This window comes from Xanthobacter agilis (assembly GCF_021730435.1).
Taxonomy (GTDB): domain Bacteria; phylum Pseudomonadota; class Alphaproteobacteria; order Rhizobiales; family Xanthobacteraceae; genus Xanthobacter; species Xanthobacter agilis.
Genome location: NZ_JABWGX010000009.1, coordinates 40203 through 62717, shown reverse-complemented (window position 1 = coordinate 62717; position 22515 = coordinate 40203). Strand labels below are relative to the sequence as shown.

The following is a 22515-nucleotide window of genomic DNA, read 5'->3' as shown; positions in this document are numbered from 1 at the left end:
CTTCGGGCGGAACAGCGTCCTCAGCATGGAGGGGTGTATGATGAACCTCACGCTGCCCACACTTGTCACGGCGGCATTGGCCCGCCGTTCGGGCGGCGCCGCGGACCGGCGCCCGGCGCGGGTCGCAGCTGGGGGCATGCCGCTTCTCGCCTTGGCTGCCGTCCTCGGCGCCGCGAGTCCGGCTCAAGCGCAGAGCGCACCCGGTGCCGCGCAGCCGGCGCCCGCCGCCGCCGCGCGGGATGAGCAGGCCGCGCAATACTGCCGCAATATCGCCGATGCCGCCGCCGACGCGCGTTTCGCGCGGCAGAAGGAGGCGCTTGCGGCCATGGAGAAGGAAATCGAGGCGCGCATCGCTCAACTTGAGGCGAAGCGGGCGGAATACCAGGACTGGCTGCAACGTCGCGAAGCCTTCCTCAAGAAGGCCGACGAATCCCTGGTCGCGGTGATCTCCCAGATGCGGCCGGATGCGGCCGCGGCGCAGATGGCCGCCATGAACGAGGACATGGCGGCGGCCCTGCTCTCCAAGCTGAACCCTCGGGTGGCCAGCTCCATCCTGAACGAGTTCGACCCTGCCCGCGCGGCACGGCTGACCTCCACGCTGGTCGGCCTCTCGCGCCGGGCGCAGGAGGGGCGTCCCGGATGAAACGTTTCGCCATGACCGTCGGCGCCGCGCTTCTTGTCGCCGGCTGCCAGACAAACAACGACAACCTGCTGACCGGCCCCACCTTGAGCCCGCTTGGCTCCGGGCTTGAAACCACCCGTGAGCCGGTGCCGGTGACGTTCCAGCAACCGCCGGTGCGCAGCTTCCGTTCCACCTGGGACCAGAACCGCTCGGGCAGCCTTTATCGGGACTTGCGCGCCTCGAAGGTGGGAGACGTGATCCGCGTATCCATCGCCCTCGACGACAAGGCCCAGTTCGACAACGCCACCGACCGCTCGCGCAAGTCCAAGAGCGATCTGGACTTCGACACCGGCCTCAGCCTCTCGGGCTTCGGCCGCGGCGCCAATGCGGGCAATGCGGCGGGCAATTTCACCGTCAATTCGGACACCGAGACCAACGGCAAGGGCACGATCGACCGATCGGAGAAGTTGCGCCTGAGCATCGCCGCCGTGGTGACCGAAGTGCTGCCGGATGGCAACCTCATCATCAGCGGCTCACAAGAGATCAAGGTGAATTACGAAGTCCGCGTGCTGAACATCGCGGGCATCGTCAATCCGCTCGATGTGTCGTCGGGCAATATCATTCCATATGACAAGATCGCCGAAGCCCGCATTTCCTACGGTGGCCGGGGCCGCCAGATGGACGTGCAGCAGCCCGCGTGGGGCCAGCGCATCTACGATGTCGTCGCGCCCTGGTGAGGATTAGATCCTGTGGCCAGCCCCTCTTCCGACGAGACCCCGGCGAACGGCAAACGCGGCCTGTTGATCGCGCTTGCCGTTCTCACCCTCATCGCGCTGGTCACGGGCGCGGGCATTGGCTACCTGCTCGGAAACACCGTGGAGGCCTCGGTGAGCGCGCGCTTGGCCTCCGCCCCCGGAGACAAGGACGCGCCCCAGCTGCGTTACACTGGGGATCTCGCGATCAAGGACCTGAAGCCTATCGTGGTGAATCTCGCAGCGCCCTCCTCCACCTTCGTGCGCCTGGAAGTCGCGCTGGTGTTCAAGAACGGTGCGCTCGCCAATCCGGATGTCACCGCGGCGGAAGTGCGCGAAGACATCATCGCCTACATGCGGTCCCTCTCCCTGAGCCAGCTTGAAGGGCCGAGCGGCCTTCAGCACCTGCGCGAGGACCTCAATGATCGCGCGACCACACGGTCTCAGGGCAAGGTCACCGAGCTGGTGCTCGGAACGATGGTGGTGCAGTGATCGTGTGCTCCCCGGCGGGCGCGCGACGGCGACGGCCGTCGGCGGCTCTGGCTCTTCCCCTCGTGAGCCTTGCGATCGTTCTCGGAGCTGACCCGGCCTTCGCCCAGTCGTCGGCCGGAAACCTGCCGAGCCTCGACCAGATCCTGCCCGACTTCAGCGGCGGCACGGCGGCCCGCATCATCCAGATGGTGGCGCTGCTCACCGTCCTTTCAGTGGCGCCGGGGCTGCTCATCATGCTGACGAGCTTCACCCGTTTCATCATCGCCTTTTCCTTTCTGCGCTCCGGCCTCGGGTTGCCGTCGACGCCGGCGAATCTGGTGCTGGTCTCGCTCGCGCTGTTCATGACGTTCTATGTCATGGCGCCCACCTTCGACCGGGCATGGCAGGACGGCGTCGTCCCACTCACAGAGAATCGCATCACCGAGCAGGAAGCGCTGGAGAAGATTTCGGATCCGTTCCGCGATTTCATGCTCGATCATGTCCGCGGCAAGGATCTTCAACTGTTCGCCGACATCGCCGTGCGTCAGAACATCCTGCCCGCGACGCCCGCCCCATCCCCGGGTGGTGCGACGCCAGGCGCTGGCGCCGAGCCGCAGAAGATCTCCATGCGGGTGCTCATTCCCGCGTTCATGATCTCCGAGCTACGGCGCGGCTTCGAGATCGGCTTCCTGATCGTTCTGCCGTTCCTGGTGATCGACCTGATCGTGGCCACGCTGGTGATGTCCATGGGCATGATGATGATGCCGCCTTCGGTCATCTCATTGCCGTTCAAGATCTTGTTCTTCATCCTCATCGATGGCTGGAACCTCCTGGTGAGCGGCCTTGTGCGCTCCTTCTTCTGATCCGGCCGTTCCCTACAGCCGCGACATTTTCGGCCAGCCCCATCCGGGAAGCTTGCCTCGCGCAAGCTTCCCGTGCTAGCTTTTGACCATGACAGGTTGAGGGACGCGCTTCGGTGGTCCTTTGGATCGTTTTAGATCCAAATTCAAAGGCATGATGCCGCCCTGTCATTCCGGTGAAAGTCCGGCATGTCCCCCTGAAATTCTTCACTTGTACCTGAAGAGGGACATTTCATCATGACCAGCATGATCACCAACAACTCCGCAACGGTCGCCCTCCAGACCCTGCGGTCGATCAATGACCAGCTCGAGACCACCAACAACCGCGTCTCGACCGGCAAGAAGATTAACGGCGCTTCGGACGGCGCCGGCTACTGGACCATCTCCACCACCCTCACCTCCGACAACAGCGCCCTGAGCGCGGTGTCGGACGCGATGGCGCTGGACCAGAACGCGGTGACCACCGCCTCCTCGGGCGTCGAGCAGGTCCTCACCTATCTCGACACCATCAAGAGCTCGCTGGCCGCCTCGGTGTCTTCGACCGCCGACCGCGGCGCGAACCAGGACGACATCGACGCCGCCCTCACCAACATCAAGACCGCTGCGACCAACAGCGTGTCGGGCAGCGCCGGTGACAACTGGCTCTCCGTCGACTCCAGCAGCACGACCTTCACCGAAGAGCGGAACCTGCTGTCGTCCTTCTCGCGCAGCGGCGAGACCGTGAGTGTGGGCACGACCAGCCTCGATACCGGCTCCTTCCGCCTGTACGATTCCAACACGGCTGGCAACACCGCGTCCACGACCGCGGCGTCGCTGGCCACGGTGGCCACCAACGCCAGCTTCACCAGCGGCACCAATGGCGCCGTGACGGTGACGCTGAGCACCACCGCGACGGACGTCAAGGGCTTCATGGACAGCCAGTTCACGATCTCGTACTCGAAGGCCGATGGCTCGACGGGCACGTGGACCGGCTCGGTCGCCGAAATCGACCTGACCGATATCGACGGTTCCGGCACTGCCGCGACCGACAGCGACGTGGACCTGATCCAGGCCTTCACCAAGCTGGTCGACGCGACCATCTCGCAGGTGACCAGCGGTGGCAGCAAGCTCGGCTCCACCTCGAGCCGCCTGGAGTCCCAGCAGACCTTCGCGAGCAGCCTGATCGACCTCAACAAGTCTTCGATCGGCACCCTCGTGGACGCGGACATGGAAGAAGAGTCGACCCGCCTGAAGGCCCTGCAGACCCAGCAGTCTCTGGCCATCCAGTCGCTCTCGATCGCCAACAGCTCGTCGCAGAACGTGCTGCAGCTCTTCCAGTGAGGTAAAGACCGCCGCGCCCAACCCTCCTGGGCGCGGCGGTTTTATAAATTCCGGAGTCCGTTCCGGGCAATCTGGATATTCGCCATTCTTCCCCAGAGTGGATTTATTTGGCCGCGCCTCCTTGGAGGGCGGCCTTTTTTGTCTCTTCCCGCCTGCAATGCCCAGGCAAGTTTGACCGCCGACACTCAGGCTTGGCGCGAGGTCCGGGCGTTCGCGTTCCGGCCGCTTGGCCTTCAGTTTCACCCTCACCGCGAAAGTTAAATTGCGGGGTGGGAGCGTTAGCGGACGAGATCGGCGGATGATTGGCCAGAAGCAGCTTGAACTCCTGTGGCAAAATCTGCGTGACCTCGGCATGCGCCGGCTGGTCGCCCTTGGACTCATCGGCCTGACGGTGGTCGGCACCATCGCGGCAGGCGTGTATTACCTCGGCCAGCCCGAGCGAGAGCCGCTTTATTCCAACCTGACGCGCGAAGACGTCAATCGCATCGGCGGCGCGCTGAAGGATGCCGGCATCCCCTTCGACGTGAATGCCGATGGCACGACGGTGATGGTCGGTCATGCCGACACCGCCAAGGCCCGCATGCTGCTGGCCGTGAAGGGCCTGCCCCAGAGCGCCAACACCGGCTACGAACTCTTCAACGATGTCCGCTCCTTCGGGCTCACCTCCTTCATGCAGGAAGTCACGCGCGTGCGTGCTTTGGAGGGGGAGCTGGCCCGCACCATTCAGACCATGAAGGGCATCAAGGCGGCGCGGGTTCACATTGTGCTGCCCGATCGGGCCGCCTTCCGCCGCGACCAGCAGCAGGCCTCGGCGTCGGTGGTGATCCGCACCGAAAACGCCGAGGATGCCTCCACCGCCCAGGCCATCCGGCGCCTTGTGGCCTCCGCCGTCCCCGGCCTCAAGCTTGAGGAAGTGACCGTCCTCAACACCGAAGGCGCGGTGCTGTCGGCATCCGACGACGGCGCCAACGCCGCGACCGGCCGCAAGGCCGCCCTGCAACAGCAGGTGAACCGCGAGACCGAGGAAAAGATCCGGCGCACGCTCACGCCCTATCTGGGTCTCGGCAATTTCGAGGTCAGCGTGTCCTCGCGCCTCGACACCGATCGCGTGACCACCCAGGAGACCACCTTCGATCCCCAGTCGCGGGTCGAGCGCTCCGTTCGAGTGGTGAAGGAGCTCGGCGAGAGCCAGAATCGCACGAAGCAGCCCACCACCACCGTTCAGCAGAACATTCCCAATAACCAGACCACCAGCCAGCCCACCACCGACGCGAATGAGAGTTCCTCGCGCCGTGAGGAATTGACCAATTTCGAGGTCTCCAGCCGCACGGTGCAGACCGTGCGTGACGCTTATGTGGTGAAGGGCCTGTCGATCGCCGTTCTGGTGAATCGCGACCGGCTCGCGGCCCCCGCGGGAACCACGAGCTCCGGCTCGGAGGTGATCCCCGTCGAGCAGCAGATCTACGAGGTCGAACAGCTCGTGGCTTCCGCGGCCGGCTATGACAAGGATCGCGGCGACAAGCTGAAGGTGGCCGCGGTGTCCTTCGCGGACGGCGGCCATGCCATGGACCCGGTGCCGCCGCTGCCGTGGACCGAGCTTCTGCTGCGCCAGGCGGGAACGATGATCAATGCCCTGACCTTCCTCGCGGTGGCCGCCCTCCTCATCTGGTTCGGCCTGCGGCCGGCGGTGCGGGCCGTGCTGTCGCGCCCCCAGGACGCCATCGAGTCCGAAGTGGCGGATATCGAGACCGCCATGCTCACGGCGCCGCCGATCCCCGGCGTCGAGGGTCCCGCCGGCACGCCCGCGATCGCCGGACCGCCCATGGCGCCCGCCCTCGAGGGCGGCGGCGGCGAAGAGGCGGTCAATCTGATCGGCGACCTCACCAACCGCAAGAATCGCTCGCCGCAGAGGCGGCTCGAGCAGATCGTCGAATATGACGAGGATCAGGCCGTCGCGATCCTGCGGCAGTGGCTGCATCAGGAGGCCCGGACCTGACCATGCAGACGCTGTTGCGCTACCTTCCGCATTTCAGCCCTGACGGCTCGCTGCGCCCCTCGGGTCGCGATGGCCAGGGCTCGCGCTCGGGGGCGGACAGCCTTGGGGGTCCACCACATTCCGCGCCGCCGGCCCCCACTTACAGCCAGGAGGAGGTCGGTCTCGCGGTCTCCCAGGCGGTGCGAGATGCGGTGACCAAGGCGCGGGCCGAGCTCGCCGCGAGTGAAGCCGCGCGGCGTGAGGATGCGGAGCGGTTCGAGGTCACCTTGCGCGAGCGCATTGCGACCGCACGCGCCGAATGGTGCGAGGCCGAAGGCGACCGCCTGGCGGCGGCCATGGGCGAGGCCTATGGCGCGCTGGAATCGCGCATCAGCGGCGCGCTGGCGCGGATCCTCGGTCCCTTCGTCAACGACGCCATGCGCGCGCGGGCGATCGACGAGGTGCGCCAAGCCATCGCCGCGCTTCTGAGCCAGCCCTTTCCTGGAGATGCACCCCAGCCCGTCATCACCATACGCGGCAGTGAAGACCTGCTCGATGTGCTGAAAGAGCGGCTGGGAGAGCCGGAAGGCATCGTCTTCGTGAGCGCGCCAGGGGCCGAGATTGAAGCCACCTGTGGCGATACGCTGATCGAGAGTCGTCTCGCCCCTTGGTCGCGCCTCCTCAGCGCCGCGGTGGAAGATGGCGCGGACGAAGGAGGGGACCGTGGCGGAGAGTAAGGATCACGGCGACCTCATCATCATCAAACGCCACGAAGAAGAAGAACACGAGCATCATTCAAGCGCGTGGAAGGTGGCGCACGCCGATTTCATGACGGCGATGATGGCGTTCTTCCTCATCATGTGGCTCATCAATGTCACCGACAGCGAAACCCGCAAGGCCATCGCCAACTACTTCAATCCGGTGGACCTCGCCGCAAGCGTGAGCGACGTGAAGGGTCTCAACGACCCGCAAGATGCGTCGCCGAAGGGCACTTCCGCCGAGGGCAAGGAGCCTTCGGCCTTGAAGAACAGCGTCGGGCACGACACCGGCGCCGGGGATGATCGCCAGCAAGGCGACAAAGAACGGGCGGCGTTCCAGGACCCCTATGCGGTCCTCAAGCAGCTCGCCCATGATTCGGATCCGAGCCCCGGCGGCCCGCCTCCCCCCGCGGCCGGCACCTCGGGCTCACCGGGAACCGGCGCCGGCGACGTGAGCCGGGATCCGTTCGATCCCAGCTATTGGAAGGCGGCTGCGGGGCAAAAAGCGCGGGCGGATCGTGATGCCGCCGCGTCGGATGCCTCGGCGCCCGCAGCCGCGGGCACGGCAGCGCGCGACAGCGCACCTGCCAAGCCGGCGCATGACGCCGCCGCCCGCACCGGCGACAAGGCCCCCTCCCCGGCACAGGATAAAGCCGCCAATGCGCTGGAGGGCGAGCTCAAGAGCGCCCTCGCGGGCTCTGTCAACGGTCCACATGCGCCGAACCTCAGCGTGAAGGCGACGTCCGAGGGCCTCGTGATCGATCTCACCGACGACATCGATTATTCGATGTTCCCGGTGGGCTCCGCCATTCCCGACGGGCGTCTCGTGCGCGCCATGGAGCAGATCGCCCGCGCCCTTCAGAAGCGGCCCGGCAACGTCACCATTCGCGGCCACACCGATGGCCGTCCCTTCCGTTCGGAAACCTATGATAACTGGCGCCTGTCCTCGGCCCGCGCCCATATGGCGCTTTACATGCTGGTGCGGGGTGGGCTCGACGAAAAGCGTGTCGTGAAGATCGAAGGCGTCGCCGACCGCGACCTGAAGAATACGGGTGATGCCAATGCGCCGCAGAACAGGCGCATTGAAATCCTGCTGCGGACGCCGACCCCATGAGGCAACGCCGGTCCTTCCTCCGCGTGTTGCCGGCCGTCGCCTTGGGCCTTGCGACGGTCTCCCTTGCCCAGGCGCAATCCGGCGACCCTTGGGGCGGTATGCGCGCGCGCGGAGATGTCCCGCAGGACGCGCCAGCGGCGGTGCCCGCACCCTCCCGCCCGGCACCAGCGACGCGGCCGCCCCGGCCTGCGGCGGCGGCGCCACGCCCAGCGCCGGCAGCGAGCGCGCCGGTAGCGGGGGCGCTCGCGCCAAGCCCAAGGAACGCGGCCGCCCCGCAGCCGGAAAGGCCCTTGGCGTCGGTGCCTCTGCCGCCGCGCCGCCCGGCCATGGACGCCCCTGTCGCGATCGCGGCTCCAGCTCCGGCTCCGGTGGTGGATCCGGCGCCCGCACCCGCGGATATTCCTCTGGCGGGAGGCCCGCCCGCGCCGCCCGTCGCGGCCGCCGCACCTCCCGCAGCGCCGGTCTCGGATGCCCCGCTCGCGGCATTCGCCCCAACACGCGGCCCATTGAGCCCTGAGGGCGCGCCACCCGCCCCGGCGCCCGATGCCGCGCCGACGGACACTCCCGCCCCAGCGCCGCCCAATGCCCAGACTCCGGCCACGGCGACGCCGCTGCGTGCGGACGGCGGACCGCCTGACGACGCGAGCGGGAAGGCGGTGCCCGCGCCGCCCACCATCGCCGCGCCGGCGGTGGAGCCGCGGAATGCCCAAGCGACGGTCGCACCCGAGGTGCCCAGCGCACCGGTTGCGCCGCGGCCCGCTCCCGCCGCCACCACCACCGCCGGCGACACCTTGAAGCCGGTGGAGATGGTGCGGCGCCTCCAGCACCTGCAAGACCGGATCGCGGCCGGATCGGTGGAAGGCGTCGCCACCCAGCGCGCCGTCATTGCCAACATGGACCAGGCATTCGCCTCGGCCGATCCTTCGGTGTGGCAGGATCCGGCCAATGCGCGGGCGCTCATCAGCTATTTCCTCTCGGGCGGGTCGCCGCCAGTGCTGCGCGCCATCATCACCCGCGACCCCCGCCCGGCCATTGACGAGAAGCTCTTGCTCGGCACCCTGCTCTACACGGAAGGGCGCGAGGACGCCGCCCTGCGTGAGCTCGGCGAAGTGGACGCGCGCAAGCTCCCCAACCTGCTCGGCGCGCAGATTGCACTCGCCCAGGCGACGCTGACGGTGCGCCAGGATCCACAGAAGGCGTCGGAATTGCTCGATCTGGCGCGCCTGCTCGCGCCCGGCACCCTGGTCGAGGAAGCAGCCCTGCGCCGCGAGATCCTGGTCGCCGCGCAGCGCGGCGACGTGGCCGCGTTCGAGCGTTTATCGCGGCATTATCTGTACCGCTTCAACCGTTCCGCCTATGCGGACAACTTCCGCCAGCGCTTCGCCAGCGCCATGGTGCGGATGCAGGTGGCCGATTCCCCGGACGGGCTCGCACGCCTGAAGGATCTGCTGACCGTGCTGGATGACGAGGGACGCCGCGAAATGTACCTTCTCGTCGCCCGCGCCGCACTGATGGAGGGCAAGACGACGCTTGCCGCCGGAGCCGCCCTGCGTGCCCGCGAACTGGCCGCCACCGCGAGCCGGGACGCTGAGCGCGCGCAAGTCTATCTGGGCGCCGCCGAGGCGGTCATGCCCAATCGCTTTCAGGCCGCGGCCGAAGCCTTGAAGCGGGTAGACCGCAGCCGGCTGGAACCGGCCGACTCGGCGCTCGTCGATGCGGCGCTGTCAACCGCGAACAGCGTGCGTCAGGCCGATCAGCTTCCGCTGCCGGACAAACGTGCCCCGTCCCCTCCGAGCACCGCCGACGACATAAAACCCTCGCCCGCCATGTCGCGGGCCCGCGATGCACTGACTAAGATCGACGCGCTATTGAAGGCTGCGCCCCGATGACCGCTCCCATCGACTTCTCTTTCACCACTGCCGCAACCACGGCCACCAGCACCAGCCACGCCGATGCCGCGAAGACCTCGGCCGGCGGCGACCCATTTGCGGAGATTTTCTCCAACTTGGCCGAGACGTCTGCCGATGGCGCCGCGTCATCTGAGAAGGCCGAGAAGGCCAAGGGTGAGACGGCGGACACGAAGGTCGAGGACAAGCGCACACCCGCGCGCGACGCGGCGGCGTTCGGTCGCCTGCTGCAGCGGTGGGCCAGCGGAGAAGAGGCGACATCCGCCGCGACTTTGGGCAACGCGGAGGCCGACGGCGAAAGTGCTGCGACCGACGGTGACACGGGCGCCGAGGATGCCAAGGCCAGCGCTGAACTGGCCGCGCCGGACGGCGATGCCGCGGCCAACGTTGGCACCGACCGGCACGCCGCGACGACCGAACGCCGCCTTGCGCGCCTGGCCCGCGAAACGCAAGATGCCGCAAGCGTCGGACGGGAGCCGAACGCCGCCGAAATCGGCGACGACGCAGACCAGGCCGAGGCTGACCCGTCATCCGCCCCGCCGAAGACGGCTCGAACCAGCACGACCACGGCCTCGCGGGCGGTGGAGGCACGGAAGCAAGAACTCTCCCCCCAGACCGTAACGGCACAGGACGACACGGCGCCGGAGCCGACCAAGACCGACAGCGGCGTCTCAACCGGTACCGACCAGCACACGACCAATGGCTCCGACAAGACGGACGCCGCCAAACCGAAGGCGGCGGACGATCTCCCGAGCTCCGCATCGTCCGATGCCACCGCGGTGCCCACCACCACGCCCGCCGGCTTGACCAGCGCGACGCTCGCCACACTCCAGCCGCAGGCGACCCCCCAGGCGGCCACGGCTGACGGCGACAAGGAGCAGACGACGGCCGGAAACGGCGATGGCGCGGAGGCGACTACCGGATCGCGGCAGACCGCTTCCTCCGGCAGCGATCAGGTCACCCGCATCCAGGTGAATGTCACGCGGCGCGAAACCCACTTCGCGCCGGTGCTTGGTCTCACCGAGCGACAGGCGGCAGCAGCGGCCGGTGGCACCGCGTCGGCGCAAGACGCCCCGGCGCAGGAGGCTTCGGCGCAGACGAAGCCAGCGCAAGAGGCATCGACACGGACGTTCACGAGCCGAGGGGCCGCGGCGCACGCGACCACGGCGCCGGTAGCCGCATCACAAGCGGCCTCGGTCCAGACCGAAGCGTTGCCGACCACGGCAACCCAGGACGGCGACAGCACGGAACCTGCCTCAGCACCTGCCACGGCACAGACATCTGTCACGCAAGAAATGGCCGCGCGGGCGATCCCAACCCTTGCAACCGGCACCCGCGCGGCCGGCACCGCGCAGCGGTCCGCCGCCCAGGTCGCATCGGACACGGGCGCGGGCACAGCGACAAAGGCCGAAGCGAACCCGACCGCAGCGGCCCAGGAGACGGGCACCCGCGCGGCAAGCCCACTCCAGGCGACCATCGATCGGGCGAGCGCCGATCAAAGCGCCGTTGCGCCGGAGACCGACGCTCAGAACGACACGGCCAAGGCGCGGACCGATGGGGAGGACTCTCCCGAGGTCGAGACCACCACGACACGGCGGGCCGCGGCCGGCGAACAGGGCTCCTCGGTGTCCGTCGGCGGTTCGACGAGCGCGAGCGCGAGCACGACCCTGACCACGCCCACCGGCAGCTTCAGCGCGATCAGCAGCCTGCCCTTCGCCACAGCCGCGCAGGTGAGCCGCGCCATCACCGAAGAGGCAGCGCGCATGCAGCGTGGCCTACCGGCCGGAGAGAACACGACCACCCAGGGTCCCGTGCGCATTCTGGAAATGACGGTGACCCCCGAAAGCCTCGGACGCGTGGTGATCCACATGCGCCTGACCTCCAATGGCCTAGAGGTCCGGGTGCGGGCCACCGAGGCCGCCACCGCCCAGATGCTCACCCAGGATCACGACACCCTGGTGCGGATCATCGAGAGCAACGGCACCAAGGTGGACAGCCTCGACATCGTAAAGAGCATTTCGAGTCCGGTGGAAGCCTCGGTACGGACGGCATCATGGTCGCCCTCCCAATCCTCGTCGTCGAGCGCCGATCAGGACAGCCCGCAGCGTCGCGAACAGGGGAGAAACGGCGATCAATCCGGTAGGAACAACGCGGATGACGACGCGCAATCTCGCTCTCAGCGTTCTTCTGACGCTTCTGACAGCTAACGCCGCCGGCGCCACCTCCTTCGGCACCATCCCCATGCGGGAGACCCCGCTGGCGCCGAAGGAGGCTCCGAAGGACGCCACCAGGGGCGCGCCCCAACCGGGCAGCGACGCAGGCAAGGGCGCGGGTGCGCGGCCCTCCGCTCCCAGGGCCGCAAAGCCGGTGCGGAAGGGCGGCCCGCCGAATATCTGCGAGCGCGAGCTGGCCCGCGCGTCGAAAAAATACAATGTACCGCTGGAAATTCTGTATGCCGTGGGCCTCACCGAGAGCGGATACGACGGCTTCCTTCAGCCTTATACGCTCTACATCGAAGGCAAGGACTACATCTCCAACAATCTCCAGGATGCGTTGAAGCTATTCCGCGAGGCGAATGCCCGCGGCGTGCAGCTTATCGACATCGGCTGCATGCAAGTGAACTATTATTGGCATAAGGAAGAGTTCAGGTCTCTGGAGGAGATGTTCAATCCGAGGCTCAATGTGGAGCAGGCGGCGCGCTTCCTCCAGGAATTGCGCCAGCGCCACGGCAGTTGGACCATGGCTCTTGCCCGCTACAATGCGGGGCCAAAGAACACGGTGGGCCAGCATCGCTATGTCTGCCGGGTGATGAAGAATCTCATCGAAGCCGGGGTCGGCGAGTGGACGCCGAGCGCAAAGTCGTTCTGCGACAATCCTCCGCCGAAGCCCGATGAGGTGGCTCCCGCGGCCGGCGCGCCCACAGAAGCGGTCGCCGCCCCGGCTCCCCCCTCGCCTGCCGCCCCAGCGCCGGTTAGCCCCACGTCCTCGCATGAGGGCATTTTTTAGTGAAAGGGTCTCCGGTTCGCGTAAAAATGCGTAAATTCAATCCTTTAGAGCGGATGACCTGAGCCAGGGCGAACGGACAGCGCTCTAGCCGAGCGGCTCCCGTTCGCGCTGAGACCGTGATCAAGCGGGGCGCGCCGGGCCTCTTGCGCGACAAAAAACAGGTCAGCCGAAGGGAAGGCGCTCTCCCCCCACGCTGGGCGGCCCCGATGACCGCCCCTTTCCCACGCACGTGCGCTGCGATTCGCCCCGTGGCCGAAGCGCGAGAGCGCCGGTCCCGTTTCCGGGCCCCTGACTAGCCCCACACCCGACGACAGATGCCCGTCCGCGCGGCGCACCACCTGCGCGGCGCGATGCGCGGCGTTTCGTCCAAACCGGGACCCGGCCGCGCCGAACCTTGGAGTTGGAATCGTTGCAACGCAGCGCATTGCGTCCGCTGCGACCGGCGCCGGGACCGGACGCGCAGGACCGGCTTGGACAGTTTGTCCACTCGCGTCCCGCCGGGGGCCGGCGCGACAACGCCTCATCGCCTGCGTTCAGCACCCTTTAAGGACAGCCCAAGGGACCATTCCATGACACGAACCGGTTCACCACACACCGCGTTCGTCCCTTTGCCAGGACAACACCACGCCTTGACCACGCCGCGCCCTCACGCGCCGGACCCCAGCCGTCCCCATGCGCACCGAAGGCCGGCCTCCAACCTCATCGCGATGGGGCGCCCTGAACGGCACCACGTCGCCTTCTCCCGCGTCGTCTCCCGGCGCGCCACGCACCGCAAGGAGGCGGGATCCGCCCGATAGAGCTCATGTCACTTGATGTTCTTGATCTCTCGCGACTCCAGTTCGCGATGACCGCCCTCTACCACTTCCTGTTCGTCCCCTTGACGCTCGGCCTCTCCGTGCTGCTCGCCATCATGGAGACGGTCTATGTGATGACCGGCCGCACCATATGGCGGCAGATGACCAAGTTCTGGGGCGCCCTGTTCGGCATCAATTTCGTCGTCGGTGTCGCCACCGGCTTGGTCATGGAGTTTCAGTTCGGCATGAACTGGAGCTATTATAGCCTTTATGTGGGTGATATCTTTGGCGCTCCGCTTGCCATTGAAGGCCTGATGGCCTTCTTCCTGGAGGCGACCTTCGTCGGCCTGTTCTTCTTTGGCTGGGACAAGCTCTCCAAGGTGGGCCATCTCATCGCCACCTGGTGCGTCGCCATCGGCTCCAACCTGTCGGCGCTGTGGATCCTGGTCGCCAACGGCTGGATGCAGAACCCGGTGGGCGCCGTCTTCAATCCGCAGACCATGCGCATGGAAGTGGCGAACTTCTTCGACGTGGTGATGAACCCGGTGGCGCAGGCCAAGTTCGTGCACACCGTGTCGGCGGGCTATGTCACCGCCTCCATCTTCGTGCTCGGTGTCTCCGCGTGGTACCTGCTGAAGGGCCGGCACACGGATCTTGCCCGGCGCTCCATGACGGTTGCGGCCTCGTTCGGCCTTGCCGCCTCCCTCTCGGTGGTGGTTCTGGGCGACGAGAGCGGATATCTGGCCACCGAACACCAGAAGATGAAGCTCGCCGCCATCGAGGCCATGTGGGAGACCGAGCCGGCGCCGGCGGCGTTCACCCTCATCGGCTTCCCCAGCCAAAGCGCGCGCGAGACCCAGTTCGCCGTGCGCATCCCGTGGGTGATGGGGCTCATCGCCACCCGCTCCCTCGACACGCAGATCCCCGGCATCGAGGAGCTGGTGGCGCAGGCCGAGCGCCGCATCCAGAGCGGCATCAAGGCATTCGATGCGTTGCAGGCGATCCGCGCCGCCGGCAGCACCGCCGCCATCCCGCCGGCCGCCAAGCAGGTGTTCGAAGCCAACGGCCACGACCTCGGCTACGCGCTGCTGCTGAAGCGCTATGTGGATGATCCGCGGCAGGCGACCGCGGCACAGATCAGCCAAGCGGCCTGGGACACGGTTCCAAGCGTGCCGACCCTGTTCTGGTCGTTCCGCATCATGGTGGGGCTGGGCTTCTTCTTTATCCTGTTCCTCGCCACCTTCTTCGTTCTCTCCGCCCGCCGGAAGCTCGACCACTACCCGCTGCTGCTGAAGCTGGCGGTGCTGGCGATCCCGCTGCCGTGGCTTGCGGCCGAGCTCGGCTGGGTGGTGGCCGAGGTGGGGCGCCAGCCCTGGAACATCGAAGGCGTACTGCCCACCGTGGCCGGCGTCTCCAGCCTTGGGGCCACCACGGTGCTGGCGACCCTCATCGGCTTCGTGACCATCTACTCGGTGCTGTTCGTCATCGAGATGACGCTGATGGTCCGCGCCATCCGCAAGGGCCCGGAACCGGACGATGCGCCGGAAGCGGTGCTCATCCCCCACGCTTTCGCTGGTGCGGAGTAGTCTCATGATCCTTCACACACTCATCGATTACGACACGCTCCGCGTCATCTGGTGGCTGCTGCTTGGCGTCCTGCTCATCGGCTTCGCGGTGATGGACGGGTTCGATCTCGGCACCGGCATGCTCCTGCCCTTCGTGGCCAGGACCGACATCGAGCGGAGAGTGGTCATCAACGCCGTCGGCCCGGTCTGGGAAGGCAATCAGGTGTGGCTGGTCACCGGCGGCGGCGCCATCTTCGCCGCCTGGCCAGCGCTTTACTCCGTCTCCTTCTCCGGCTTCTACCTTGCCATGTTCGCCATCCTGTTCGCGCTGATCCTGCGGCCCGTGGGCTTCAAGTATCGCTCGAAGCGGGAGAACGCGGCGTGGCGCTCGGCCTGGGACTGGGCGCTGTTCATCGGCGGCTTCGTGCCGGCGCTGGTGATGGGCGTCGCCGTGGGCAATGTGCTCCAGGGCGTGCCCTTCCACTTCAACGGCGAACTGCGCATCTTCTATGACGGCACCACGCTGTTCGAGCTTCTGAACCCCTATGGCATCCTGGCCGGGCTCGTGTCGGTGGCCATGCTGGTCATGCATGGCGCCGCATGGCTGGTGCTGAAGACCGAAGGGCCGGTGGCCGAGCGCTCGCGCGCTGTAGGCTCGGTGGCGGCGCTTGTCACCATCGTGCTGTTCGTGCTCGGCGGCCTTTGGCTCTATTACGGCGTCGACGGCTACCGCATCACCAGCGCGTTCGTGGTGGACGGCCCGTCCAACCCGCTCGCGAAGACGGTGGAAGTGGCGCCGCGCATCTGGTTCGCCAACTATGCGGCGCACCCCTGGATGCTGGCCGGCCCGGCGCTGGGCCTCATCGGCGCGGCCCTGGCTTCCCTGCTGTTCCGGGTCCGCTCCGAGGTCGGCGCGCTGCTCATGAGCTCGCTGTCCATCTTCGGCATCATCTCGACGGTGGGGTTGTCCATGTTCCCCATCATCCTGCCCTCGACGGTCGATCCGCGCTCCAGCCTGACGGTTTGGGACTCGTCCTCCAGCCACATGACGCTGTTCATCATGCTGATCGTCGCCCTGGTGTTCGTGCCCATCGTCGTGGCCTACACGAGCTTCGTCTACAAGGTGCTGTGGGGGAAGGTGGACGAACGCTCCATCTCCGACGGCTCCGGCCACGCCTACTGAGGAGGAAAAATCCGATGTGGTATTTCGCCTGGCTGCTCGGCCTGCCTCTCGCCGCTGCCTTCGCCGTACTCAACGCCATGTGGTACGAATTGATGGACGATCGCGCCCGTGCCGAGGCCGACCAACAAAAATAGGACCAACGGCCCATGAGGATGCCTCATGGGCCGTTCCCCATGCTGTCGCTGCACCAGTCCTTGTGGATGCGGACGAAGGCCTGATCCCTCCCCCTGAAAATCCGGACCGCCGCGCCGGCCGCCACGCGTCACATCGTGCGAACGTCTTGCGCGCGCAGCGGCATGACGGCGGCATGGCGCGGGTCGGGAAGCGCAGCCGAGCGCTGTGAGACCCACCCGCCCGCGGCCGGACGGCGCCCCCCCGGATGTCCCGTGCCGCCCGGCAGGCCGCGACGCCGCGCCCGCGCAGACAGGTCGCCAATCAGGTCATGCGATCTTGACCCTTGATACCATTTTCCGCCACCATCCCCGCCCCATGGCAACGCAGGTGCAACCCTCACCCGGTGGCCCGGCGCGCAGCGGGAGGACACGAGCCCCCGCCGGGACCGCGTCACCCGTCCGCGTCAGGGGCGGAGCAACAGGGGCCTGCCGATGACCGACCTGTCGACCGATGCCGATGCCAGCTGCCGCAATCTCCGGCTGCTGATCGCCCTGCGCTGGGTGGCGGTGGCGGGGCAGGTGTTCGCCATCGCCATCGTGCAACTCTGGCTGAAGATCCCGCTGCCCATCACCGAAATGGGGCTGGTGATCTTGTTGCTCATGGGCCTCAACCTGCTCAGCATCCGCCGCTGTACCCGCCCGCGGACGGTCAGCGACGTCGAGCTTTGCGCGGAGCTACTGGCGGATGTCGCCGCTCTCACCATCCAGCTTTACCTCAGCGGCGGCGCCACCAACCCCTTCATTTCGCTCTATTTGCTTCAGGTCATCCTGGGCGCGGTGCTGCTCTCGCCGGGCGCCACCTGGGTCATCGTGGGGGTGTCGAGCGCGTGCTTCATCGTCCTGATGCGGGTGTATCGCCCCCTGGATATGGCGGGCTTCAGCCATCACCTGCCGGCGATGGACCTCCACACCCAGGGCATGTTCCTGTGCTTTCTGCTGGCCTCGGCCCTGGTGGTGCTGTTCGTCACCCGCATCAATGAGAACCTGCGCCGCCGCGATGCGCGCCTCGCCGAGCTGCGCCAGCGCGCGGTCGAGGAGGAGCATGTGGTCCGCATGGGCCTGCTCGCCTCCGGCGCGGCGCATGAGCTGGGCACGCCGCTGTCCACCCTGGCGGTCATCCTCAACGACTGGCGGCACATGCCTAAGTTCCACGACGACGCGGAGCTGGTCGAGGAGCTGGACGAAATGCAAGCGGCGCTGGCACGCTGCAAGGCCATCGTGTCCCACATCCTCATCGCCGCCGGAGAGACCCGCGGCGAGCGGGCGCGGCGGACCACTCTTTCCACGTTCCTGAATGACATGGTCGGCCGCTGGACCGACAGCCGCCGCCCGACAGCCCTCGACTACCGCAACGGCATTGACACGCGGGTGGAGATTGCCAGCGACAGCGTCATCGAACAGGCCCTGTTCAACGTGTTCGACAATGCGCTGGAGGCCTCCCGGACGCAGGTGAGCATCGCGGCCGAGGTGCTGGGGGATGACCTCCTGGTGCGCGTCACCGACGATGGACCTGGCTTCTCCCCAGAGGCCCTTCTCCACTTCGGTACCCCCTACCAATCGAGCAAGGCGGGCGCCGGCCGGGGGCTCGGCCTGTTCCTCGCCGTCAACGTGCTGCGCAAGCTCGGTGGCGCCATCGCCGCGGGCAACCGCGCCGAGGGCGGGGCCCGAGTGGAGCTGAGACTGCCGATTCGCGCCCTGGCGGTGGACGCCGCCCCTGGGACGCATCATCCGCACCCGGCCGGAACCAGCGACGAGGCCAGCCATGTCGCCTGAGACCGATGGCAAGGGCAGTGCGGATTGCGCCAAGAACCTGCTGATCGTGGAGGACGACGGCGCCTTCGCCCGCGCCCTGCAGCGCTCGCTGGAGCGGCGCGGCTACAAGGTGCGTGTCTGCCTGCGCGCCGAAGACCTCGAGCCGCTCTTGGCCAGCTTCCATCCGGGCTTTGCCGTGGTGGACCTGAAGCTCACCGGCGCTTCGGGAGCATCCGGGCTCGATTGCGTGCGGCGCCTGCATGACTACGACGCGAGCATGCGGATCGTGGTGCTCACCGGTTTCGCGAGCATCGCCACCGCGGTCGAGGCGATCAAGCTCGGCGCCTGCCACTATCTCGCGAAACCCTCCAACGCCGACGATATCGAGGCCGCCTTCGGACGGGTGGAGGGGGATCCCGCCGTCGCCCTCAGTGTCCGCCAAAGCTCCCTGAAGACGCTGGAATGGGAGCGCATCCACGAAACCTTGGCGGAAACCGGCTTCAATGTTTCGGAAACGGCCCGGCGCCTCGGCATGCACCGCCGCACGCTGGCCCGCAAACTCGCCAAACGGCAGGTGCCGTGAGAGGGGGCAAGCGGCAGGTGCCGCAAAAGGGAGCAGACGGCAGGTGCCGTGAGAGGCGCGCGCCGGAACGCCCGCGCCTCCGGTTTGGTCAGGTGCGGGCGTAGATGTCTTCGATGCGGACGATGTCGTCCTCGCCGGTGTAGCTGCCCACCTGCACCTCGATCAGTTCCAGATCGATCCGTCCAGGATTGTGCAGACGGTGAACGCAGCCGATGGGCAGATAGATGGATTCGTTCTCGTGAATGTGGGACACGGTGCCGTCTAAAGTCACCTCGGCCGTCCCGGAGACCACGACCCAGTGCTCCGCCCGGTGGAAGTGCTTCTGCAGGCTCAGCTTGCGACCCGGCTTCACATTGATGCGCTTCACCTGGAACCGGGTGCCGATATCGATCCGCTGGTACCAGCCCCAGGGCCGATAGATCCGCAGATGCTCCTCCGCCTCCCGATGGTGGCCGCGCTTCAGCGCCTCCACGAGCCCCTTGACCTTGCCCGCCGCGGCCTTGCTTGCCACCAGGACCGCATCGCGGGTGGACACCACCACCACCTCGTCGAGGCCAATGACGGTGGTCAGGATCTCCTCGCTGCGCACCAGGGAGCCACGGCTGTCCAACGCCAGCACGTTGCCTTCGAGCACATTGTCGTTCTCGTCCTTCGGCTTCATGTCGTAGATGGCATCCCACGCCCCGACATCCGACCAGTCGAACCGCGCCGCCAGCACACCCGCGTGCCGGGTCTTCTCCATCACCGCATAGTCGATGGAAATGCGCGGGATCCGCCCAAAGGCGGTGGCGTCCAGGCGCAGAAAGTCGAGATCGGTCTGCGCCTCCTGCTGCGCGGCCTCGGCCCCGGCCAGCACCTCCGGCGCGAAGGCCGCGAGCTCGCCCAACATGGTTTCGACGCAGAACACGAAGTTTCCGCTGTTCCACAGGAAGCCCTGGGCGCAATAGCGCTCCGCCGTCGCACGGTCCGGCTTCTCCACGAAGCGCTCGAGCCGATGGGCGCCCGGCGCCCCCAGCGGCGCGCCGGCCTCGATGTATCCATAAGCGGTGGAGGGGCCGGTCGGCACGATGCCAAGGGTCATGATGCGCCCCTCGGCCGCCATCTGCGCCGCGATCATGCAATCTTCGCGGAAGCGCGCCACGTCGCCCACCACATGGTCGGCCGCCAAAGCGATGCCCACCGCCTGGGGACCGCGCGCCTTGGCCAGCAGCGCGCCCACCGCCACCGCCGCCGCGCTGTCGCGACGCTCCGGCTCCAAGATGATGTCGCCTTCGACCCCCACCATCTGCATCTGTTCCGCCACCACGAACCGAAACCCGTGGTTGGTGATGATCACGGGCCGCGCGAAGCGTGCGTCGCGGATCCGCAGGAGCGTGGCCTGGAAGGTGGAAAGCCCCTCGTCCAGCAGGGGAATGAACTGCTTCGGCATTGTCTCGCGCGACAGCGGCCACAGCCGCGTCCCCGCCCCACCCGCCATGACAATCGGTACGATCGGAGTGTCCGTCATCGAGCCTCTCACCGAAGAACGCCGGGCCTGGCACCCTGGACCCGCAGGCGGCCTGCGCAGCTTCCGCGCCGTCTGCCTCCGGGTGTTTCACCGCTTTCGCAGTTTAAGGTCAACCCACGTTCGCGCCGCGGAAGGCGCGCCGGAGGCCCCGTCACCCCGCCCCGCATGCCGCAAGCGCTGGGCCGCGAAACATTTTCCGGTTTCAACCCGCTCGCGAAATGCTCTAGTCTTTCGTCATGCTACCGGTTGCGGACCGCGCGCATAAGGCCGGATCATCCACGGCCTGTCCACCGCCGCCTCACCATGCCCGGATCGCCGTGCTCGAAACGCCCCTCCTCCGATTCCTGAGCCAGACACACGATGCCCTCATCGCGCTCCGCGATGGCGAGGTCCCCAGCTACATCCCCGAGCTGGCCAAAGCGGACCCCGACCAGTTCGGCATCGCCCTCGCCACCATCGACGGCCATGTCTACGAGGTCGGCGACACACAGGTGCCCTTCACCATTCAATCCATTTCGAAGGCGGTAGTATTCGCTTTGGCGCTCGACACCATCGGGGCCGAGCGGGTGGAGACGGCCATCGGCGTGGAGCCCTCCGGCGACGCCTTCAATTCCATCCGCCTCACCCCCGACAATCGGCCCTTCAACGCGATGGTGAACTCGGGTGCCATCGCCTGCTGCGGTCTCATTGCCGACGCGTTGGGCGCGGAGGCCTTCCCCTTGATCGCGGCGACCCTCGGGCGTTTCGCCGGACGCACCCTCGATGCGGATGAGGCGGTCTTCGTCTCCGAGCGCAGCACCGGCGACCGCAATCGCGCCATCGCCTATCTCCTGCGCAACTATGGCGGCATCCGCGGCACCGTCGATGAGGTGCTGGACATCTACTTCCGCCAGTGCTCGCTGCTTGTCACTGCCCGCGACCTCGCCGTCATGGGCGCCACCTTCGCCAACCACGGGGTCAATCCGGTAACGGGCGAGGTGGTGGCCTCGCCCTACGCCATCGCCCGCACCCTGGCGGTGATGAGTTCCTCCGGCATGTACGACTTCGCCGGCGAATGGATCTACCGGGTGGGCGTGCCGGCGAAGAGCGGGGTCGGCGGCGGCATCCTCGCCGCCCTGCCGGCGCAGCTCGGGCTCGGCACCTTCTCCCCGCGCCTCGACGCCCACGGCAACAGCGTGCGCGGCATCCGCACCTGCGAGCTGATGTCGGAAGCCTTCGACCTGCATATGCTCTCACGCCGCGACGACGTGCACGCCTGCGTGCTCGCCGACTACGACTTCCGGTCCGTGCCCGCCAAGCCCGGTCGCCAGATCCTGGAAGAGGAGATCCTGCACGCGCGCCCCGGCGCCATTCGCGTGCTGGAACTGGCGGGCCGCCTCTCCTTCGCCAGCATGGATTATGTCAGCCGCAAGCTTGCTGATCCGGCGGCGGTTCCGGAGTTTCTCATCCTCAACCTGCATCGGGTCACCACCATCACCGATGCCGGCATGGCGCTCCTGCTCGACATGCTGCGGAGCCAGCTTCCCGCGACCACCACCACCGTGATGGCGGGCGTTGACGCCCGCGCACCGGTGGAACCCAGGGTCTGGGCACTCAAAGGCGAAGGTGCCCGGGTGCGCATCTTCCCCACCTATGAGGCGGCGGTGGAATGGGCGGAGGACCAGATCATCTACCGCCACGGCGGCTTTCCCGCGCGCAGCGCCGAATCCGACCTCGGCCGGCAGGCGCTTCTCATGGGGCTGTCGCCGCAGGAGCTGGCGGAGCTGGCGCGGCTGTGCAGCCGCGCGACCTATCCTGCCGGCACCGAGATCATGGCCCTGGATGAGCCGCCGACGAAGGTCTATTTCCTGCTTCGCGGCGTGGTGAGCGCCTGCGATTCCCGCGACATCCGCATCGACACGCTCATTCCGGGCATGTCCTTCGGTGAGCTGGCCCTCATCGACCAGCCCCGCACCGCGCGCGTGCGCAGCGACGGCGACGGCGCCGCGGTCTGCATGGAACTGCCGATGGACCAGTTCCGCCGCTTCCAGGAGACCCATCCCCGAGCGGCGGAGCGCATCATTCGCAACCTCGCCGTGCTGCTCTCCGGTCGCATCCGCCGCGCCACCGCACGCATCGAGATGCTCACCGGCTGAGAAGCCCGGCCCCGATGGGTGCCCGCCGGGGGCAGGGG

General features: G+C 67.3%; 18 protein-coding genes. 17 read left to right on the top strand and 1 reads right to left on the bottom strand.

Annotated features, from left to right (window positions below):
• The first annotated feature begins 37 nt into the window (after positions 1–37).
• From HUW53_RS08550 to HUW53_RS08470, 16 genes are all read left to right on the top strand, one after another.
• Complete coding sequence (locus HUW53_RS08550; RefSeq protein WP_237345333.1) at positions 38–643, top strand: MotE family protein; 606 nt, start codon at positions 38–40, stop codon at positions 641–643.
• Positions 640–1359, top strand: a complete 720-nt coding sequence (locus HUW53_RS08545; RefSeq protein WP_237345332.1) for a flagellar basal body L-ring protein FlgH — start codon at positions 640–642, stop codon at positions 1357–1359. The genes HUW53_RS08550 and HUW53_RS08545 overlap by 4 nt, the downstream gene beginning before the upstream one ends.
• A gap of 12 nt (positions 1360–1371) precedes the next feature.
• Positions 1372–1866 (top strand): flagellar basal body-associated FliL family protein, encoded by a 495-nt coding sequence (locus tag HUW53_RS08540; RefSeq protein ID WP_237345331.1) that lies wholly within the window; start codon positions 1372–1374, stop codon positions 1864–1866.
• Between the two features lie 62 nt (positions 1867–1928).
• Positions 1929–2708: a flagellar type III secretion system pore protein FliP gene (gene fliP / locus HUW53_RS08535; RefSeq protein ID WP_237345330.1), complete on the top strand. Its 780-nt coding sequence runs from the start codon at positions 1929–1931 to the stop codon at positions 2706–2708.
• Between the two features lie 234 nt (positions 2709–2942).
• Positions 2943–4025, top strand: a complete 1083-nt coding sequence (locus HUW53_RS08530; RefSeq protein ID WP_237345329.1) for a flagellin — start codon at positions 2943–2945, stop codon at positions 4023–4025.
• Positions 4026–4323: 298 nt separating this feature from the next.
• Positions 4324–6021: a flagellar basal-body MS-ring/collar protein FliF gene (fliF, locus tag HUW53_RS08525; protein WP_237345328.1), complete on the top strand. Its 1698-nt coding sequence runs from the start codon at positions 4324–4326 to the stop codon at positions 6019–6021.
• A 2-nt stretch (positions 6022–6023) separates the two neighbouring features.
• Complete coding sequence (locus HUW53_RS08520; RefSeq protein WP_237345327.1) at positions 6024–6737, top strand: hypothetical protein; 714 nt, start codon at positions 6024–6026, stop codon at positions 6735–6737.
• A complete protein-coding gene (locus HUW53_RS08515; protein ID WP_237345326.1) occupies positions 6724–7872 on the top strand; it encodes a flagellar motor protein MotB in 1149 nt (382 codons plus the stop codon). The genes HUW53_RS08520 and HUW53_RS08515 overlap by 14 nt, the downstream gene beginning before the upstream one ends.
• A 791-nt stretch (positions 7873–8663) precedes the next feature.
• Positions 8664–9761 carry a chemotaxis protein MotC gene (locus HUW53_RS08505; RefSeq protein WP_237345422.1) on the top strand — a complete coding sequence of 366 codons (1098 nt, stop codon included), beginning with the start codon at positions 8664–8666 and terminating at the stop codon, positions 9759–9761.
• The gene (locus tag HUW53_RS08500) at positions 9758–11986 is read left to right on the top strand and encodes a flagellar hook-length control protein FliK (protein WP_237345325.1); all 2229 of its coding nucleotides are present in this window, start codon (positions 9758–9760) and stop codon (positions 11984–11986) included. Before HUW53_RS08505 ends, HUW53_RS08500 begins: the two co-directional genes overlap by 4 nt.
• Positions 11934–12785, top strand: a complete 852-nt coding sequence (locus tag HUW53_RS08495) for a lytic transglycosylase domain-containing protein (RefSeq protein WP_237345324.1) — start codon at positions 11934–11936, stop codon at positions 12783–12785. The genes HUW53_RS08500 and HUW53_RS08495 overlap by 53 nt, the downstream gene beginning before the upstream one ends.
• An 802-nt stretch (positions 12786–13587) precedes the next feature.
• Entirely contained in the window at positions 13588–15165 is a 1578-nt protein-coding gene (locus tag HUW53_RS08490; protein ID WP_237345323.1) for a cytochrome ubiquinol oxidase subunit I, read from the top strand.
• Positions 15166–15169: 4 nt separating this feature from the next.
• Positions 15170–16327: a cytochrome d ubiquinol oxidase subunit II gene (gene cydB, locus HUW53_RS08485; RefSeq protein ID WP_237345322.1), complete on the top strand. Its 1158-nt coding sequence runs from the start codon at positions 15170–15172 to the stop codon at positions 16325–16327.
• 14 nt (positions 16328–16341) lie between these two features.
• Positions 16342–16461, top strand: a complete 120-nt coding sequence (cydX, locus tag HUW53_RS08480) for a cytochrome bd-I oxidase subunit CydX (RefSeq protein ID WP_237345321.1) — start codon at positions 16342–16344, stop codon at positions 16459–16461.
• Positions 16462–16932: 471 nt separating this feature from the next.
• Complete coding sequence (locus HUW53_RS08475) at positions 16933–18273, top strand: ATP-binding protein (protein ID WP_237345320.1); 1341 nt, start codon at positions 16933–16935, stop codon at positions 18271–18273.
• Positions 18263–18835 carry a response regulator transcription factor gene (locus HUW53_RS08470; RefSeq protein ID WP_237345319.1) on the top strand — a complete coding sequence of 191 codons (573 nt, stop codon included), beginning with the start codon at positions 18263–18265 and terminating at the stop codon, positions 18833–18835. The genes HUW53_RS08475 and HUW53_RS08470 overlap by 11 nt, the downstream gene beginning before the upstream one ends.
• Before the next feature lie 88 nt (positions 18836–18923).
• Here HUW53_RS08470 and HUW53_RS08465 read toward each other — a convergent pair whose 3' ends face one another.
• On the bottom strand, positions 18924–20342 hold the full coding sequence (locus HUW53_RS08465) for a mannose-1-phosphate guanylyltransferase/mannose-6-phosphate isomerase (protein WP_237345318.1): 1419 nt from the start codon (positions 20340–20342) through the stop codon (positions 18924–18926).
• A gap of 236 nt (positions 20343–20578) precedes the next feature.
• Here HUW53_RS08465 and glsA point away from each other — a divergent pair, with 236 nt between their 5' ends.
• Complete coding sequence (gene glsA, locus HUW53_RS08460) at positions 20579–22477, top strand: glutaminase A (RefSeq protein WP_370877845.1); 1899 nt, start codon at positions 20579–20581, stop codon at positions 22475–22477.
• Positions 22478–22515 lie beyond the last annotated feature (38 nt).